Source organism: Rhizobium sp. ZW T2_16, from assembly GCF_044987325.1.
Classification (GTDB): Bacteria; Pseudomonadota; Alphaproteobacteria; order Rhizobiales; family Rhizobiaceae; genus Neorhizobium; species Neorhizobium cellulosilyticum.
This window is the reverse complement of the sequence record NZ_JBJDRG010000007.1, coordinates 122,210-139,732: the sequence shown is the minus strand read 5'-3', so window position 1 is coordinate 139,732 and position 17,523 is coordinate 122,210. Positions and strand designations below refer to the sequence as shown.

The following is a 17,523-nucleotide window of genomic DNA, read 5'->3' as shown; positions in this document are numbered from 1 at the left end:
ATAAAATACATTGCTCATATGGACTCTTTACAAGCGAGACCTATTGTTCCAACGGAAACGTAGCGCCGTCAGGGAATGGTTGCGACGAAACGGAACTGGAGGAAGCCATGAAGAAGGCTCTGATTATGTTGATGGTGGGCGCATCGCTCGCAAGTTGCACGGCGACCGAGCAGGGAGCTGGCATTGGAGCTGCATCAGGCGCCATTATCGGTGGCGTTGCCACCGGCAACGTTCGCGGCGCGGCAGTCGGCGCAGCCGTTGGCGGCGTGGCCGGTGCGCTGATCGGCAATGTCTCCGAGCAGCCGGGCCAGTGCTACTATCGCGACCGCTATGGTCGCCGCTACATCGACGATTGCCCGCGTCGTTATTAAAGCGCAGGAACCGACATAACGTCAGATATTTCAAATATGTGGCCCCGAAGCCAGCTTCGGGGCCTTTTATTTCATCAAATCATCATGCAGCCGAGATCAAGGGTACCCCTTTTAGGATTTTCCGGGTACAGAGGTTTCAAGCGACCATGAGGGTCTTCACCGACAGCTGCGATACTTAAGTCTGCGTATGGAAAAGAGAAAAGCTGGGAGGATGAGCGACTGGAGCAGCCGGCGGAGAAGCCTGGCCTGCTTGCTGGCTGGTAGCCTGGCTCTTTCGCCCGTCTTTGCGCCGGAGGCATACGCATTCAAGATATTCGGCGTCACGTTGTTCGGCAGCGACGAGGAAACCGTCGAAGTCATCGATCCGGTTCGTTATGAAGCAACGATCGAAACGGGCGACGCGGACAGCGATCTGGCTGACCGGCTGGAATCCGCCGCCGCACTTGTGAATGACGACGAAAAGCCGATTTCCGGTGATCTCGGCATCATCGTCAAGGCGCGCGAGGACCGGGACCGCCTGGTGGCCGTTCTTTACGAAGAAGCCCGATACGGCGGCATCGTCAACATATCGATCGCCGGAACCGATATCGACCAGCTCCCCCCTAATCCGACATTCGACCATTCCAAGCCTGTTCCGGTAACCGTGAATGTGACGCCCGGTCCCGAATTCAAACTCGGCGCAGTGCGCTTCGAGGGAGACGCGGCGGGCAGAAACCCTGCTGATTACGATCTGGAACCGGGCGGACCGGCCGGCTCGCTGATCATCCTGAAAGCCGGCGAAAAGATCGTTGTCGACTTGAAAGAAGAGGGGCGCCCGCTTGCCCATCCTCTCCAGCGACAGATCACGGCAGATCATGCAAAGCGGACAGTCGATGTGGTGCTTGGCGCCGTCGGCGGACCTGTGGCGCCGTTCGGCACAGTAACGGTCAAGGGCGCTCGGGCCGTCAATCCTGACTTCATCCAGAGTTACTCCCGTCTCGACCGGCGCGAACGCTACTCCCCGGAACAGCTCAAAAAAGCCTCGGAGCGTCTACGCCAGCTTGGTGTATTCTCCAGCATCACCATCCATGAAGCAGACAGCTTGGCTCCCGATGGTTCCCTGCCGCTTGCGATCGAGGTATCCGAAGGCAAGTTTCGCTATTTCGGCTTCGGTCTTGAATACGCGTCGACTGATGGCGCAGGGGTTCAGGGATATTGGGGACATCGCAACCTGTTCGGCCAGGCGGAATCGCTGCGGCTTGAGGGGGCTGTTTCCGGCATCGGCGCCACGACAGACGTGACGACATTCGATTACTCCGCCGGCATCACCTTCACCAAACCCGGTTTCTACGTCCCGGAAGCGACCTTCGTCTCCAAGCTCGAAGCCAAGAGCGAAAATCCCGAAGACATCTACGAAGCCCAGTCGATCACCTATTCCGCCGGCATCGCTTACGAACTTAATGCCACCGACAAGGTCACTGGAGGCGGCGAGATCTCCTACATCCGGGCCGACGACGCGTTTGATCGCAATGACTACCTGACCTTCAGCCTGCCGGTATCCTTCGAGCGCGACACGCGAGACAACAAGCTTGATCCGACCGAGGGCTATTACGGAACAGTCTCCGCCAAACCGAGTTATGAGGCACTTAAGGGCAATGTCTTCTCGTCATTCGAAGGCTCCATCGCAGGTTATTATGGGCTTGGCGCCGAAGACAAGGTGGTTCTCGCAGCCCGGTTGGGTGCTGGCACGTTGGTCGGAACCGGCGACTTGCAGGATATTCCGGTAACCCGTCGCTTCTACCAGGGCGGGGGCGGATCGGTGCGTGGTTACAGCTATCGCGAGATATCGCCCTATAATGACGATGACGATGCGGTAGGTGGCCGCTCCTACGTTTTGGCGTCTTTCGAAACGCGCGTAAAAGTGTCAGAGAATATCGGCATTGTTCCGTTTATAGACGTCGGAACGGTAGCAACCGAAATCGTGCCTGATTTCTCTGATATTCGCGCGGGTGCAGGATTGGGTTTGCGTTATGCAACGCCCTTTGGTCCAATTCGCTTGGATTTCGCAGTTCCACTCAGACGCTATGACGGTGGAAATTCTTTCGGTATCTACGCTGGCATTGGCCAGGCTTTCTAAAGAGGCAGCAACACAATTATGACATTCATCGTCCGCCTTCTGAAATGGACATTGAGAGCCGCAATTGCGGCAATCGGCGTTCTTTTCGTCATGGCGCTCGGCGTTGTTCTCTTCGTCGCCTTCACGCCCGTGGGCGGCGATATCGCTGCCAGCCGCATATCGTCACTTGTGTCCACTCCCGATCGCTCGATCACATTCACACGGCCCGAAGGCCTGCTGACGGGTGACCTTCGCGTCGGCGCACTGACGCTGTCCGACAGCAAAGGCCCTTACGCCCAGATCAACGGCATCGAGATCGACTGGTCGCCGACAGCGCTGATCACCGGCGAGTTCCGTGCCGACCGCATCACCGCAGGCGCGATCGATGTCTATCGTCCACCGGAACCAACCGCTGCAAAGCCCGCCACAACCACGACTTCGTCGGGGGGCACGACATTGCCCGTCGGCATCAGGGTCGCACAGCTCGACCTGCCGGACATCAATCTCGCTCAAGCGCTATCGGGCCGTGACTTCGCACTTTCGCTGAAAGGCTCGATCGATGCGACGGGGCCGAATATCGCGCTAGATCTTCAGGCGACCCGCAAGGATGAGCCGGATGCCAGAGCGCTTGCCGACATCGTTTATGCTCCCTCCGAAAATCGCCTGACACTCAAGGCATCGGTATCCGAGCCACAGGGCGGGCTTCTCGCACGCCTGCTGCGGCTACCCGGCGCTCCTGCTGTTCAGCTCGCCCTCGACGGCGAAGGCCCGCTGTCCAACTGGGCCGGCAAGCTTTCCGGGAATGTCGACGGCCAGCCGGTTATCTCTGTCGATGGTCGGCATGTGATGGTCGATAATGGCGGGCACCGCGTCGAGGTCAAAGGCGGCGGCCAGCTTGCCACTCTGATGCCGCCTGCACTTCGCGATCTGTTCGACGGCACGACCGATATCGATATCGCGGCAACCTATTCGAAATCGGGCCGCGTCGATTTCCAGCGCGGCCAGCTGACCTCGGGTGCCGTACGCATTTCCGCCAAGGGCGCGTGGGACCCCAAGGGTGACAACAGCCTGACTGCAAGCCTTGCTGGCACCAAGGGACCGGTCGAAGTGGCATGGCCGATCAACGGCCAGCCAAGTCGTTTTTCGCTCGAAACCCTGAATTTCACCCTGACCGGCGCCGCCGCGGCCGCGCGCTTCAACGCGACCGCATCCCTCCCCTATGCCGAGATTCCGCAAGGGCGGTTCCGCCAGATCAGGCTTCAGGCGGAAAGCGAAGACCTTGATCTGATTGCTCGTGCAGGCAGCATCCGCAGCCGCTTCACCGTCGGCGAACTGAACTTCGCCAACGCCGATATCGGCCGGATGGTCCGGGGACCGGTAACGCTCGATGCACCGCTGCGCCTTGCGCCACCCGCCATCGGGCTTGATGCCGCCACCTTCGAAAGCGCAGGCTTCAACGGCACCGTCAGCGGTGCCTACGACACATCCAAGCAGGCGGTGACCGGCAATTTCCGCCTTTCGGCCAATCCGAGCATCCTGCCGCCGGCACTCGCGCCACGCTTCGAAGGTGCCATCGCTGCAGAAGGATATGTGGACGTCGTTCAAGGCGGCCGCATGAGCCTTGAAAACCTCGTCGTCAAGTCGAACGCGCTTGAAGCCCATGGCAACGTGTTGATGGAAAACGGCAATGTCTCCGGCCGGCTTGCGGGTCGCCTGCCGGATATCAAGCGCTGGCTGGGTGACGCAGAAGGCGCCGCAGGCTTCGACATTTCCGCGAAGGGCCCGCTGACCGGCGCGAATGTCAGAGCCGTCATCAATTCAGCCGAAGCCCGGCTTGCCGGCCGCAGGCTGGAAGACCTGAGCCTCATCCTCGAAGGCACTGCAAATCCCGATGCGCCGCAGGGCCGCCTTACCGTCAACGGCTCGATCGATAGCAAACCGATCCGCATCAGCAGCGACCTGGCATCGGCGAACGGCGAAACCCAGGCACCGGCGATCAATGCCGAAATCGGCCCGAACAAGCTGACCGGTGCCTTGACCTTCTCGCCGGAATTCATGCCGTCCGGCCAGCTCCAGTTCGATTTCCCCGACGTATCGCTGCTTGCAGCGCTGGCCGCTCAGCAGGCCCAGGGTGATCTCAAGGGTTCCGTCACCTTCAATCGCGAAGGCCAGACAACCGGTGCCGTCATCAAGGCGAACGGTTCGGCAATTCGACGCGGTAATGCAGGCCTGGTGCAGCCGGCAATCGACCTGACCATACCGGACATCAAGACGATCGCCGCACAGGGCTCTATCCGTGCCGCGCGTCTTGGAACCGACAGCATTTTCCTTGAAGGCCTGAATGTCGGATTGGATCACTCCGGCACGACGACCTCGATCGACCTGTCAGCCAATTACGACGGCGCGCCTTTGACCACCAAGGCGACGATCGAAACCGCAAATGGTCTTGCCATCGGCTTGCAGAATTTCGAGGCAACACCGCGCAAGATCCCGGTACGTCTGGAAAATCCGACACGCATCGTCATCGAGAATGGCGGCGCACGCCTGTCGAACCTCACCCTTGCGACCGGCACCGGCAGCGTTTCTGTAAACGGCACGGCCGGCTCGACGCTCGATGTGGCCGCAACGATCAATGCGCTGCCGGCAAGCCTGCTCAACACCTTCCTGCCCACCATCCACGCGGCAGGCAACATTTCGGGCACGATCAATGCAACGGGCACAAGCTCTGCTCCCGCAATACGATATGATTTAGAATGGAGTGATGCCCAGCTTCGCCAGATGCGCGACGCTGGCATCAGTCCGTTTCGCATCTCTGCGACCGGCACCTTTGCAGATGGCGCAGTCACACTAGACGAAACGCGCATTGCCGGCAGCGGCGGCATGGAAATCACCGCCGACGGCAAGGTACTTCTCAACGCGAACGGTGGCCCGGCGCTGAACATCAATGCTCACGCCAAGGCTATTCCCGCCAGTATCGCCAATTCCTTCGTTCCCAGTCTCGGCGCCGAGGGCATGATTTCCGGCACTGTCACAGCCACCGGCACACCTCAGGCACCTGCAGTCCGTTACAATCTCCGCTGGGACAATGCAGCCGTCAGCCAGACCTCGACTGCCGGCGTTGCAGCAGTCGACATAACCGCTGAAGGCACATTTCAGGATGGCCGCGTTACCGTCGACACTCGCCTTTCCGGCGGAGGAGGCATCGCGCTCTCGGGCGGGGGCACAGCCGTGATTACCGGTGACCGGCCGCTCGATCTCAAATTCTCCGGCAGCCTTCCCTTCTCCATTCTTGCAGGTCAGCTTTCCGCCCAGGGCTTCATTCTGGAAGGCACCGGCAATGTCGATATCGCAGTCCGAGGCAATGCAGCGTCTCCGGCGATTACCGGCACGCTTGTCACATCCGGCTCGCGCTTCATTGATGTCCGCCGAAACCTCGCGATCAATTCGCTTACCGCCAATATCGCATTGGACGGCAAGACCGCACGTCTCTCGGGCATCTCGGGTTCGCTATCAGGCGGCGGCACCGTCACAGTTGATGGCACCGTCGGCATCGAACCCGCATCCGGCTTCCCCGCAGACCTGACGATCAGGCTGGCCCAGGCGAGTTATGCCGATGGCACCCTGTTTGCGATCACGGCAGACGGCACTCTCACATTCAAGGGTCCGGTGATGTCCGGCCCCATACTGGGCGGCGACATCGCGCTGACCAAGGCTTCGATCACCGTTCCGGCCAAGCTCCCGACCTCGCTCCGTTCGATCGATATCCGGCACCGCAACGCACCAGCTGCAGTTCTGCGACAGATGGAAGAGATCAGGCCGAAACAGGCATCGGGCAGCTCCAACCCCATCAGGCTCGAACTCAAGGTACGCGCACCAAACGGCATCTTCGTCCGTGGCCGCGGCATCGATGCGGAGCTTGGCGGGGAACTGACCGTCGCAGGCACGGCGATCGAGCCGCAGGTATCGGGCGGCTTCGAAATGCGCCGCGGCCGTATCATCATCCTGACCAAACGTCTCGATTTCACCGAGGGCGATATTACTTTCGGCGGCGGCCTGATCCCGGTCCTCAACATGTCGGCTGACACAACATCAGGCTCCACGACGATCACAGTCGGTGTAACCGGAATGGCCGACGACCCGACCATCGCCTTTTCTTCCTCCCCTGCCCTACCGCAGGATGAAGTTTTGGCGCAGCTGATCTTCGGCCAGTCCATGTCACGCCTTTCGCCCCTGCAGATCGCCCAGCTGGCCGATGCCGTGAGCCAGCTTGCCGGCGGCGGATCGACCTCGCTCCTGCAGACGTTGCGCAGCAATCTTGGCGTCGACGATCTGGACGTCAATACGGACTCGGCCGGCCAGACAACCGTTTCGGTTGGCCGTTACATCAATAACCGCACCTATCTCCAGGTAGAGCAGGGCGGCGAAGGTGGGGCGCAGGCGACGATCAATCTCGATGTCGGCCGCGGCGTGAAGCTCAAGGCAGGAGCAGGCACCGAGGGCGGCAAGGCCGGTATCTTCTACGAGAAAGAATATTAAGGCCTTAGCCTCTAGACCGCGATTTTGCGTTCTATGATTTATGTTTGAGAAATAATCCTCGATTAAAGTCGGCATCGCGCAATCTGAGATTCGCCGTGCTTCGGCGCCGGATTGCGACGTGATGGGATTTGCACCTGAATTCGTCAGGCGCGGTGACCACCATGCGGGCAACGGACAGCTGGGGCATTTCTGATGGCGACCACGATCAATTCCACCATGTATAACGGCGAAATGCTTGAGATCATCGCCTTCCGTCTTCACGATCAGGAATTCTGCGTCAAGACGACGACGATCCGCGAAATCCGCGGCTGGGCACCGTCCACGCCGCTCCCGCATGCACCGAAGGATGTCATCGGCGTCATGAACCTGCGCGGCTCGGTCATTCCGATCATCGACCTCGCCTACAAGCTTGGCATGAAGAGCACTGTTGCAAACGAGCGTAGCGCCATCGTCGTTGCCGAAGTCCATAACATGGTCATCGGTATGCTGGTCGATCGCGTCTCCGATATCCTCACCATTCCGTCGAGCCAAGTTCAGCCGGTTCCGGAAGTCTCCGCATCCTTCGACAAGTCCTTCTCCGAAGGGATCATCGCCAACGAACACGGCATGATCTGCTTCCTGAACCTCGCCAAGATGTTCAAGGGCACCGAAATGGAAGATATTGCCGCCTGAGGCAAGCTTTCACAGCAAACCAAGTCAAAGAGCCGCGAAAATGCGGCTCTTATTTTTCCTGGCTAATAATTGTAGTTTTAATAAAGGTCGCATTAATTTTTTGATGTCCTAATATAAGTGGAAGTTCAGCGCGTTGTCTGAAAGCGCAACCTCCATTGACTATATGGCAGTAGCCGCCACAAGGTTACGTCTGAGGGACACTCAATGCTGGGACTGGGCAAGACGGCAGGTGCGCTGGACACTCTCGCCGCGATATCGCGATCGCAAGCAGTCATCGAATTCGATCTTGGCGGAAACATCCTAAACGCCAATCCCAATTTCTGCGAAGCGCTGGGTTATTCGCTTGCAGAGATCAAGGGAAAACACCACCGCATCTTCTGCGAAGCGGACTATGTGACGTCGGCCGAATACAAGGCTTTCTGGGCCAATCTTGCAGCCGGAAATTTCGACGCCAAAGAATATAAGCGGATCACCAAGTCCGGCCGCGAGATCTGGATCCAGGCCTCCTACAACCCCGTTTCGCGCCGCGGCAAGCCCTACAAGGTCATCAAGCTCGCAACCGATATAACCGCAGCGAAAATCAAGGCAACCGAAGACGCCGCAAAGCTTTCCGCCATCAGCCGCTCGCAGGCTGTCATCGAATTTCTCCCAGATGGTACGATCCTGGAGGCAAACGAAAACTTCTGCGCCGGCCTCGGTTACGACCTGTCGGAGATCAAGGGCAAGCATCACCGGATGTTCTGCGAACCCGGCTACGCCGCATCACAGGACTACGCGGAATTCTGGCCGCGCCTCGCCAATGGAGAATTCATTGCCGATGAATTCGTCCGTTACGGCAAGGGTGGTAAGGAGATCTGGATCCAGGCGGCCTATAACCCTATCACCGATCTGAACGGCAAGGTCTGCAAGGTGGTGAAATTCGCCACCGACGTGACCCCGCGCATGAGCGCGATCGGCATGCTCGGCACGGGTCTTCGCGATCTGGCCGACGGCAAGCTCGATCAATCGATCGAAACCCGCTTCGTACCCAGCATGGAATCGACCCGCCAGGATTTCAACTCGGTCGCCGCCAAGCTGCGCGACGCGATGAAGGTCGTCTCGCAGAACGCTTCCGGCATCGCCTCTGCATCGAGTGAAATCCGCGACGCGTCTCAAGAACTGGCAAAACGTACCGAACAGCAGGCCGCATCGCTGGAGGAAGCTGCAGCGGCGTTGGAAGAAATCACCCGCACGGTCGGCGATTCCAGTCATCGCGCCGAAGAAGCCGGACGGCTTGTCACCAACACACGCCAGAATGCCGAACAGTCCGGCCTTGTCGTCCAGCAGGCAATCGCCGCCATGGACGAGATTGCCAAGTCATCCAACGAGATCACCAACATTATCGGTGTCATCGACGACATCGCCTTCCAGACCAATCTCCTGGCGCTCAATGCCGGCGTCGAGGCCGCCCGCGCAGGCGAGGCCGGCAAGGGATTTGCGGTCGTCGCCCAGGAAGTCCGTGAGCTGGCGCAACGCTCCGCCAAGGCCGCCAAGGAAATCAAGACGCTGATCAACACCTCCAGCCATCAGGTGTCCGGCGGTGTCGAACTTGTCGGCCGCACCGGCGGTTCGCTGCGGGATATTCTCGAACAGGTCGCCAGCATCCACGACAACGTCTCCGCCATCGTCGAAGCCTCGCGCGAGCAGGCATCGAGCCTCCGCGAGATCAGCCAGGCGGTGAACCACATGGATCAGGCGACCCAACAGAACGCCGCCATGGTGGAAGAGACAACCGCGGCCAGCCACTCACTGGCAAGCGAGGCTAAGAGCCTGCGCGAACTTCTGATGCAGTTCGATATCGGTGAAGGCACGCGGCTCGCATCCCGACCAGCCGCCCATAGCGCTCCTCAAACCGCACATGTCGGCACGGCTCCGTTGCGAATGGCGCATGCCAATCTCAAGAAGGCAGCCGGCTGGGAAGATTTCTGAGCAGAAACGGAAAAAGGGAGGCCGATCCGGCCTCCCTCACGATCTCAGCCCTTCGGCTCGAAAGGAGCCGGGCGGCGACCCACCCCCTGCCGCTCCAGCATCCAGCCCGGATATTCCGGCATCAGCGCACTCACTTCGTCGAGCTTTTTCAGGTCCTCAGCATCGAGTTTCACAGAAACAGCCTTCAGGTTTTCATCCAGTTGCTCAATCCGCTTGGCCCCAATGATGACGCTGGTGACGAAAGGCTTGGCAAGGATATAGGCAAGCGCCACCGCAGCCACGCTCGTTTCATGCCTGGCCGCAATCTCCCGCATGGCGGCAACGCAGGCCCAGGCGCGGTAATTGTCGACCGGCGGGAAATCGAATTCCTGACGCCGTCCCTCGCCATTTCCGGGCGCGCCGGGGCCGTATTTACCCGAAAGCAGACCTCCGGCGAGCGGCGACCATACCATGAGGCCGAGCTTTTCCTCCTGCATCAACGGCACGATCTCACGCTCCAGATCACGGCCGGCAATCGAGTAATAGGCCTGCACCGTTTCGAAGCGGGCAAAACCTCGCCGTTCCGAAATGCCGAGCGCCTTGGCAATCCGCCACGCTGCCCAGTTGGAAAGCCCGATATAGCGAACGAGCCCGCGTGAAACGAGATCGTCGAGCGCTCTCAACGTCTCGTCGATCGGCGGGACAGTATCCGTACCGTGGATCTGGTAGAGATCGATATGATCGACCTGCAGACGCTCAAGGCTTTTCTCGACCGAATCCATGATATGCCCGCGCGAGGCGCCGCGGTCGTTGGGCTTGTCGCTCATCTGACCCAAGAACTTGGTGGCAATCACGATGTCCTTGCGGGCGACGCCGACATTGCGGATGGCCTGGCCGAGAATCCGTTCCGAAGTACCGAAGGAATAGACATCCGCCGTATCAACGAAATTGACCCCGGCCTTGATCGAACGGTCGAGGATCTGGTCGGCAGCATCCTGATCGACGCCGGCGATCTTACCCCACAAGGCGGCGTTGTCAGCCTCGCCGAAGGTCATCGTGCCGAGGCACAGTTCGGATACGAACAGCCCTGTATTGCCCAATTGATTGTATCGCATGAACGGCTCCATCTGGGAGATATGCTATGTGAAATGAGAAGATGCCCCGGCCGCAGGACTGCGCAATCCGCGAAAGGCACGGCGCATGAATAACCGACATTGATCGGTTTGGCAAGATAAACGGAGGCATCTCCGTTTATAAAAGTTGCCCGGCCGCTGACATCAGGCCAGAGGCATCACGCCACGTCGGCGACAGATCCCGTGCCGATGCGCTCCGCACCGGCAAATATCTCGAAATCCTCACCGCGCGTCAGCGCCACGAGCGTCATGCCGGCTTCTTCCGCGGTACGAATGGCAAGCGCTGTCGGTGCCGAGATCGCCACGAGCGTCGAGCTTCCAAGGATCGCCGTCTTCTGCACCATCTCCACGGAGATACGGCTGGTGACGACGACGATGCCCTGCCCACCCTCTCGCCCAGCGCGGATCACCGCTCCGGCAAGCTTGTCGAGCGCATTATGCCGGCCGACATCCTCGCGCACCGCAATCAATCCCTCGCCAGGAATGAAAAAACCTGCACCATGAACCGCATGTGTCTCCGCATGCAAAGGCTGCGCGCCGTTCAAAGCTGCCATCGCAGCCGTAATGTCTTCAGGCGTCAGTAGCACCGCAACATCACTGACATCCGGAACGACCCGCATGGCCTGCTCGATCGACTCAATGCCGCAGAGCCCGCAGCCCACGGGCCCGGCCATATGCCGCCGCCGGGCGCGCAAGGCATCCTCCTTGTTTTCCGCAAGCCGCACCTGCACGTCGAGGCCCTGGCCCTCGTCCAGAACCGCGACCTCCTCGATCTCAGCCATTGAAGCGATGATACCTTCCGTCAGGCTGAAACCGATGGCGAAGTCTTCTAGATGCGCCGGTGTGCCCATCATGACGGCATGGGTGGAGCCACCGTAGGAAAAGGCGATCGGCACTTCCGCAGGCACCACACGCGAGCCTGCACGGACCACTCCATTCCGGCGAATGATCTCCTGCGCCACGATCGTCGTCCTGAAGCCGGTCATGACCTCTCCTCGATTGCCTTATCTATTTACGTTCGGTGCCACCACTATCACGTAGTGCTTCCGTGATCGATCGCCAGTCGCATACTGCCGATCGTGGATCCTTGAAAACTATATCTCTGCCATGTCCCTGCCGAGGCCCCTCGCCTCATGCAGCAGAGCAGAGACTAGGGGAGTAAACGGCTCCCGATACGGCGCGACCAGCCCCACCATGTGTTTCGCTTCCGGCTCCACAATCGGGATCATGCGGAGGCTCTGCGTGAAGCCGAAGGATTTTGCGACATTGCGCGGCATGATGCTGGCCCAGCGCCCGGTCGCCACATGCGATAGCAGCACCACCATCGAATTCGATTCCAGCATCGGCGTGATCGACACGCCTGCATTGGAAAGATGCTGGTTGATAATCCGCCGGTTCTGCATGTCCGGCGTCAGCAGGCACAGCCGCAGATCCGCCATCTCGGCCCACCTCACACTCTCCCGGTCCGCGAGAGGCGTCCCTTCAGCCGTAACAAGCGTATAGTTTTCCGAATAGAGCGGAACGCTGGTCACGCGCCCGAGCGGCTCGTTGTCCAGATAGGTAATCCCGGCATCGATCTCGAAATCGTCGAGCTGCGACAGAACCTGCAGCGAATTGCGCGAAACGATCGAAAAGGTCACGTTCGGATGTTTCTGCTGAAACGGCTCCGTCAGCCGCGGCACCATGGCAAGCGCGGTGGGAATGACGGCAAGCCGGATATGTCCCGCCAACCCCTTCTTCGCCGCCCGCATTTCCTCGCGCATCGTCCGGGCATCGCCGACGATACGTTTGGCCCATTCAAGAACCCGCTGCCCTTCAGGCGTCAGCCCCTGAAAGCGGGACCCGCGCACCACGAGCTGAACACCGAGCTGCTCTTCCAGCTGGCGAATAGCGGCCGACAACGAAGGCTGGGCAATGCCGCACTCCTCGGCAGCCCGCCCGAAATGACCTTCCCGCGCCAGAACGATGAAGAATTCCAGCTTGTCGATCATCGCGGCACCGCAAAAGATGTGAGGGAATAGGCGGCATCTGATGGCAGCTGGCCCTCGATGGAACGCCACGCTTCGGCAACGCCGACGTAATCTTCTGCCTTTCGGCGCAGGAAACCGGTGAGCAGAAGTTCGCGGCGAAGCGAAGGAACAAGCATTTTAACAGCCTCTTCGAATGCACGGGCAAGACCGTCGGTCGCCACATCCGGCAATGCGCTGATCAACGCCATTCCCGGCGTCGGACGCGTGCAACCGATCACTTCGACGGCATCAGCTTCCGACATGTAGCGCTTCGCCAGGGTGAAGGAGACGACATCGATCGCCGCCAGCCCCGCTTCGCCATGCGCCACGGCCTTGATCGAGGCGCGATGCGCACCGGATGCGCGAACATTCACCTCGTTCATATCCACGCCGGCCGCCACGAGCGACAGCATCAGCGTTGCAAAGCCGGACTGGGAACTGAACTCGTTGATCACGACAGGCCCGCGAAACCTCTCAAGGTCCGTGGACCTGCCCTTCGGCACGATCAGCACGCTGTAATAACAGCCGGGCGCGCAGCCGATATCGTAGGCGGGAGATCCGATCAGCCGGACATGGCGGTTAAGATCCATGGCAAAGGGAAGCGCACATGTCTGTCCGAAGACAAGATCGGGAGAATGCCACATCCCGGCCAGATCATCCTGCCGCGTCAAAGCTTCAGGCGCATCAATGCCCCGGCGCAACAGACAGCCCCTGAGCAAAGTCCAGAACTCGTCCGTGGCCGCCGAAATTTCCGGCCAGTCATACATGGGTAGGCCTGCAAGCATCTCGTCCTCGACATCGTCAGGACAAGTTCTATCTCTTCCTGCTCGAACCTGCCAACAGGCAAATCCGGCAGTACTTGCAGGCCACACCTGTTTCGACAAAGCCTCAGATATGCAGGGAGTCGGAAAGTTCCTTGAGCATCTGAGCGCTGCGTGTCAGCGCCTGCTGCTCGGACGGTTCGAGATCCGGCAACAAATCAGCCGTGACGCCACGGGCGCCAACGACACGCGGCAGGGAGAGCGTCACATTGTCGACGCCAGCGACATGGTCCGTATGGATCGAGACGGAAAGCACCGACCCCTCGTCCCGCGTGATCGCCCGGACGATCCGGGCAATGCCGGCCCCGATGCCGTAATAGGTTGCCCCCTTGCCTTCGATGATCTTGTAGGCGGCATTGCGCACGTCGTGGTCGATCGCCTTGCGGACATCCTCGGTGATCGGCTTGCCTAGTTGCGCGGCAAACGAGATGAGATCGGCCGAACCGGCAACCGCACCGGACCATGCGAGCACTTCGCTGTCCCCATGTTCGCCGATCACAAAGGCCGGAATGGACTGCGGCGAGATTTCGATATGACGGGCAAGCAGGCTGCGGAAGCGCGCCGTATCGAGGATGGTTCCCGACCCGATCACCCGGTTGCGCGGCAGGCCGGAAATCTTTGCCGCGATGTGGGTGATGACATCGACGGGATTGGCTGCGACCAGCAGGATAGGGTCAGGTACGACCGCCAGAATCTCGCTGACGATACTGCGAATGACGATGGCATTGCGTTCCAGAAGCTCGAGCCGTCCCTCGCCCGGACGCTGCCCAACCCCGGCGGAAAGAACCACGATCCCGGCCCCGGCGAGATCCGCATAACCGCCGGCCCTCACCCGCGTGGCAGACATGAACGGTACGGCATGGGAAATATCCTCGGCCTGCGCCACCGCAAGCGCCTCGTTCTTGTCCACGAAAACGATCTCATTGGCATAACCGGCAATCGCAAGCGCGAAGCCCGCCGAACTGCCCACCATGCCCGCACCGACAATACCGATCTTCATCGCAATCACTCCATGAAATGCATCAACCATAGCAGGTCGGCATCACGGCGCCATGGCGAAATCAGCCGATCCGTGTGGCGCAAAGACGCTCCTCGTCCAGCACCACGCCAAGGCCCGGCGCATTGCCCAGCTCCAGCCAGCCGTCGTGGTGCCTGAGCGGCGAGACCATCGGATAATCCCGCCGCACCTCGCTCCATTCGGGATTGTCGTAAGGGTATTCGAGAAACGGCGCATCGCCCGCACCTGCCGTCAGATGCGCATTGGCGAGAACTCCGATCCCGTTCGTCCAGCTATGGGGCGTGAACATCACGCCCGCCTCGCGCGCCTGATAGACCAGCCGCCGGCAACCGGTAATGCCGCCCACCAGTGCCACATCCGGCTGGATCACATCGAAGGCGCGTTCCTCGATGATGTCGCGAAACTCGTAAAGCTCACGAGTCATCTCGCCGCCTGCGATCCTGACAGACGTCGCCTCCTTCAAAGCCTCCATCCCCTTTCTGTCGGAACGGAACAGCGGTTCCTCCATCCAGTAGACGTCGAGCTTCTCCAGTTCCTTCGCAACCGCAAGCGCATCCTTGAAGCTCCAGGGCAAGGTCGTGTCCCAAGGCATGCGCCAGCCTTGGTTACAGTCGACCATCAATTCCAGCTTGGTCCCAACCCTTGACCTGATCGCTTCCAGCGCCTTCACGTCATCACGCCAACTGGTCCGCCCACCGGCGGAAGATGAAAAGCGCACTTTCATTGCCGGAAAACCTTCGTCGATATAACGCTCCGCCTGATCTGCCATCGCCGAAGGCTCACGCAACACGCCGGAAGACGCATAGAGCCTCACCCTGTCCGATCGCCCGCCAAGCATCCTCCATACCGGCTCGCCGGTAATCTTGCCGGAAAGATCCCACAGCGCCAGATCCAGCGGCCAGCAGCGACCATAATGAAAGTTGATATGCGACAAGACCTCGTAATGCCGCTCCAGATGCCGCGGGTCCTCACCGATAAACAGGTCTTCATGCCCCTCGAACCCTTTCATCAGGTCGCCCGAACCGATCCCCTCACGACCCTCATCATCCCTCACCCTGACGATCGTCGCATCGAAATGCCCCCGCGCGCGCCCATCCCAGCTCGCCTTGAATGGCGGATCGAGAGGGAGACGGTGATGGGTGATCTCGATGGATGTGATGCGGGTCATATGGTCCTCTCCCACTTCAGACTAGGCGTCTCTCGGCTGCTTGTGCATGGATCCTCGGGTCAAGCCCGAGGATGACGAGTTTGTGGCTGGCGGCAAATCTCAAACGCTAACATTGCGGTTTGTGGAGCGCTTGATTGGTGACCCATGGCACTCAGTTTCAACCGTCATCCTCGGGCTGGACCCGAGGATCCGCACACAAGCCGGTCGCCCTTCACCATCAGCATGTACCCACAGGCGATCGAGAAAACCTCACCCGAACTGCTGCCAGATCGTCTTGTAGTCGCAATACTTGTCAATCGCATGCACCGAGCGATCCCGCCCGAAACCGGACTGTTTGAAGCCGCCGAACGGTGTCGAGAAATTCGACATGTCATAGCTATTGATCCACACCGTACCGGCATGCAGCGCCTCGGAAAAGCGATGTGCGCGGTCCATGTCTTTCGTGAACACGGCACCTGCCAACCCGTAGATCGTATCATTCGCAAGCCTTAGCGCCTCTTCCTCCGTATCGAAGGGGATCGCCGCCAGAACCGGCCCAAAAATCTCCTGCTGAGCAAGGCTCATGTCGTTGGTCATGTCGACGAACACGCCGGGCGAGATGTAATAGCCGCCCGTTTCCGACATCACCTGCTCGGCCCCGAAGGCACGCCGTGCACCATCCTTCTCGCCATCGGCGATCATGCCGAGCACTTTTCGCATATGGGCTTCCTCGATCAGCGCGCCGATCTGCGCCGACGGCTCGAACGGATGTGCCAGCGCGATATCGCTCTTCGTCACCGCCTCGATCTTCTCGATCAGTCTCTCCTGTACCGAACGCTGCACCAGAAGCCGTGTCGAGGCATGGCAGGTCTCGCCTGAATTGTAGAAACAGCCCCAGGCGACGGCCGAGGCCGCCGCATCGAGATCAGCATCTTCAAACACGACGAGTGGCGACTTGCCGCCGAGCTCCAGCGCCACGCGCTTGACGTTGGATTGCGCCGCATAGCCCATGATCAGCTTGCCCACCTCCGTCGAGCCGGTAAAGGCGATCATGTCGACATCCATATGCAGCGCCAGCGGCTTGCCCGCCTCCTCGCCGTAACCGGTGACGACATTGAAGACACCGGCTGGAAGCCCCGCTTCAATCGCCAGCGCCGCCAGCCGGATGGCCGAAAGCGACGATTGCTCTGCCGGCTTCAGTACCACCGAATTGCCGGCAGCAATCGCCGGCCCGAGCTTCCACGCATCGATGATCATCGGATAGTTCCACGGTGTAATCACCCCGATCACCCCGATCGGCACCTTGCACACCAGAGCCCGGGCATTCGGCCCTGTCGGCGCGATCTCGTCATAGAGCTTGTCGATCATTTCCGCATAAAACTGGATACCGTCGGCACAAAGCCGGACATCGACATTCAGCGACGCCAGCACCGGCTTGCCGACATCCAGCGTCTCCAGCATCGCCAGCTCTTGCGCATGAGCGCGGATCAACTCCGCCCATTTCAGCATTATCCGCTTCTTCTCCAGCGGCTCCTGTCTCCGCCAGACAACACTCTCGAAGGCAGCTCGCGCGGAAGCCACTGCAAGATCGATATCACCCACTCCACCGCGTGCCAGAACCGCACCCGGTTTGCCGTCCATCGGCCGCTTACGGATGAATGTCTCACCAGACAGCGCATCGCGACACTCGCCGTCGATGAAATGCCGGCCCTCCAGCTTGAGATCGGAGAGAGCGTTTTCCCAGTATTCACGGCTGTAGGTCTTTGTCATCGCA

12 protein-coding genes are annotated in these 17,523 nt (G+C 60.0%); 5 read left to right on the top strand and 7 right to left on the bottom strand.

Annotated elements, in window-relative coordinates; genetic code table 11:
- The first annotated feature begins 107 nt into the window (after positions 1-107).
- The 5 genes from ACI3K0_RS18410 to ACI3K0_RS18390 all read left to right on the top strand — a co-directional run bounded on the left by ACI3K0_RS18410 (position 108) and on the right by ACI3K0_RS18390 (position 9,642).
- On the top strand, positions 108-371 hold the full coding sequence (locus ACI3K0_RS18410) for a glycine zipper domain-containing protein (RefSeq protein ID WP_148148190.1): 264 nt from the start codon (positions 108-110) through the stop codon (positions 369-371).
- Positions 372-558: 187 nt separating this feature from the next.
- Positions 559-2,487: an autotransporter assembly complex family protein gene (locus ACI3K0_RS18405; RefSeq protein ID WP_404945895.1), complete on the top strand. Its 1,929-nt coding sequence runs from the start codon at positions 559-561 to the stop codon at positions 2,485-2,487.
- Between the two features lie 18 nt (positions 2,488-2,505).
- A complete protein-coding gene (locus tag ACI3K0_RS18400; protein ID WP_404945894.1) occupies positions 2,506-7,002 on the top strand; it encodes a translocation/assembly module TamB domain-containing protein in 4,497 nt (1,498 codons plus the stop codon).
- Positions 7,003-7,194: 192 nt separating this feature from the next.
- Positions 7,195-7,674, top strand: a complete 480-nt coding sequence (locus ACI3K0_RS18395) for a chemotaxis protein CheW (protein WP_148148187.1) — start codon at positions 7,195-7,197, stop codon at positions 7,672-7,674.
- A gap of 204 nt (positions 7,675-7,878) precedes the next feature.
- Positions 7,879-9,642: a methyl-accepting chemotaxis protein gene (locus ACI3K0_RS18390; protein ID WP_404945893.1), complete on the top strand. Its 1,764-nt coding sequence runs from the start codon at positions 7,879-7,881 to the stop codon at positions 9,640-9,642.
- Between the two features lie 44 nt (positions 9,643-9,686).
- On the opposite strand, the gene ACI3K0_RS18385 is transcribed toward ACI3K0_RS18390, so the two are convergent.
- The 7 genes from ACI3K0_RS18385 to ACI3K0_RS18355 all read right to left on the bottom strand — a co-directional run bounded on the left by ACI3K0_RS18385 (position 9,687) and on the right by ACI3K0_RS18355 (position 17,519).
- Positions 9,687-10,736, bottom strand: coding sequence for an aldo/keto reductase (locus ACI3K0_RS18385; RefSeq protein ID WP_404945892.1), 1,050 nt, complete (start codon positions 10,734-10,736; stop codon positions 9,687-9,689).
- Between the two features lie 176 nt (positions 10,737-10,912).
- Positions 10,913-11,740 carry a formate dehydrogenase accessory sulfurtransferase FdhD gene (gene fdhD / locus ACI3K0_RS18380; RefSeq protein WP_404945891.1) on the bottom strand — a complete coding sequence of 276 codons (828 nt, stop codon included), beginning with the start codon at positions 11,738-11,740 and terminating at the stop codon, positions 10,913-10,915.
- Between the two features lie 108 nt (positions 11,741-11,848).
- Entirely contained in the window at positions 11,849-12,745 is an 897-nt protein-coding gene (locus ACI3K0_RS18375) for a LysR family transcriptional regulator (protein ID WP_148148183.1), read from the bottom strand.
- Positions 12,742-13,548 (bottom strand): phosphate/phosphite/phosphonate ABC transporter substrate-binding protein, encoded by an 807-nt coding sequence (locus tag ACI3K0_RS18370; RefSeq protein ID WP_404945890.1) that lies wholly within the window; start codon positions 13,546-13,548, stop codon positions 12,742-12,744. The genes ACI3K0_RS18375 and ACI3K0_RS18370 overlap by 4 nt, the downstream gene beginning before the upstream one ends.
- A 103-nt stretch (positions 13,549-13,651) precedes the next feature.
- A complete protein-coding gene (locus ACI3K0_RS18365; RefSeq protein WP_404945889.1) occupies positions 13,652-14,584 on the bottom strand; it encodes an L-lactate dehydrogenase in 933 nt (310 codons plus the stop codon).
- Between the two features lie 61 nt (positions 14,585-14,645).
- On the bottom strand, positions 14,646-15,770 hold the full coding sequence (locus ACI3K0_RS18360; RefSeq protein WP_404945888.1) for a mandelate racemase/muconate lactonizing enzyme family protein: 1,125 nt from the start codon (positions 15,768-15,770) through the stop codon (positions 14,646-14,648).
- A gap of 249 nt (positions 15,771-16,019) precedes the next feature.
- Positions 16,020-17,519: an aldehyde dehydrogenase gene (locus ACI3K0_RS18355; protein WP_404945887.1), complete on the bottom strand. Its 1,500-nt coding sequence runs from the start codon at positions 17,517-17,519 to the stop codon at positions 16,020-16,022.
- Positions 17,520-17,523 lie beyond the last annotated feature (4 nt).

Bases quoted from the DNA above. Each gene is read 5' to 3' on its own strand.
- ACI3K0_RS18410 (WP_148148190.1), top strand. From the start codon at position 108: ATGAAGAAGGCTCTGATTATGTTGATGGTGGGCGCATCGCTCGCAAGT.
- ACI3K0_RS18405 (WP_404945895.1), top strand. From the start codon at position 559: ATGGAAAAGAGAAAAGCTGGGAGGATGAGCGACTGGAGCAGCCGGCGG.
- ACI3K0_RS18400 (WP_404945894.1), top strand. From the start codon at position 2,506: ATGACATTCATCGTCCGCCTTCTGAAATGGACATTGAGAGCCGCAATT.
- ACI3K0_RS18395 (WP_148148187.1), top strand. From the start codon at position 7,195: ATGGCGACCACGATCAATTCCACCATGTATAACGGCGAAATGCTTGAG.
- ACI3K0_RS18390 (WP_404945893.1), top strand. From the start codon at position 7,879: ATGCTGGGACTGGGCAAGACGGCAGGTGCGCTGGACACTCTCGCCGCG.
- ACI3K0_RS18385 (WP_404945892.1), bottom strand. From the start codon at position 10,736: ATGCGATACAATCAATTGGGCAATACAGGGCTGTTCGTATCCGAACTG.
- fdhD (WP_404945891.1), bottom strand. From the start codon at position 11,740: ATGACCGGCTTCAGGACGACGATCGTGGCGCAGGAGATCATTCGCCGG.
- ACI3K0_RS18375 (WP_148148183.1), bottom strand. From the start codon at position 12,745: ATGATCGACAAGCTGGAATTCTTCATCGTTCTGGCGCGGGAAGGTCAT.
- ACI3K0_RS18370 (WP_404945890.1), bottom strand. From the start codon at position 13,548: ATGCTTGCAGGCCTACCCATGTATGACTGGCCGGAAATTTCGGCGGCC.
- ACI3K0_RS18365 (WP_404945889.1), bottom strand. From the start codon at position 14,584: ATGAAGATCGGTATTGTCGGTGCGGGCATGGTGGGCAGTTCGGCGGGC.
- ACI3K0_RS18360 (WP_404945888.1), bottom strand. From the start codon at position 15,770: ATGACCCGCATCACATCCATCGAGATCACCCATCACCGTCTCCCTCTC.
- ACI3K0_RS18355 (WP_404945887.1), bottom strand. From the start codon at position 17,519: ATGACAAAGACCTACAGCCGTGAATACTGGGAAAACGCTCTCTCCGAT.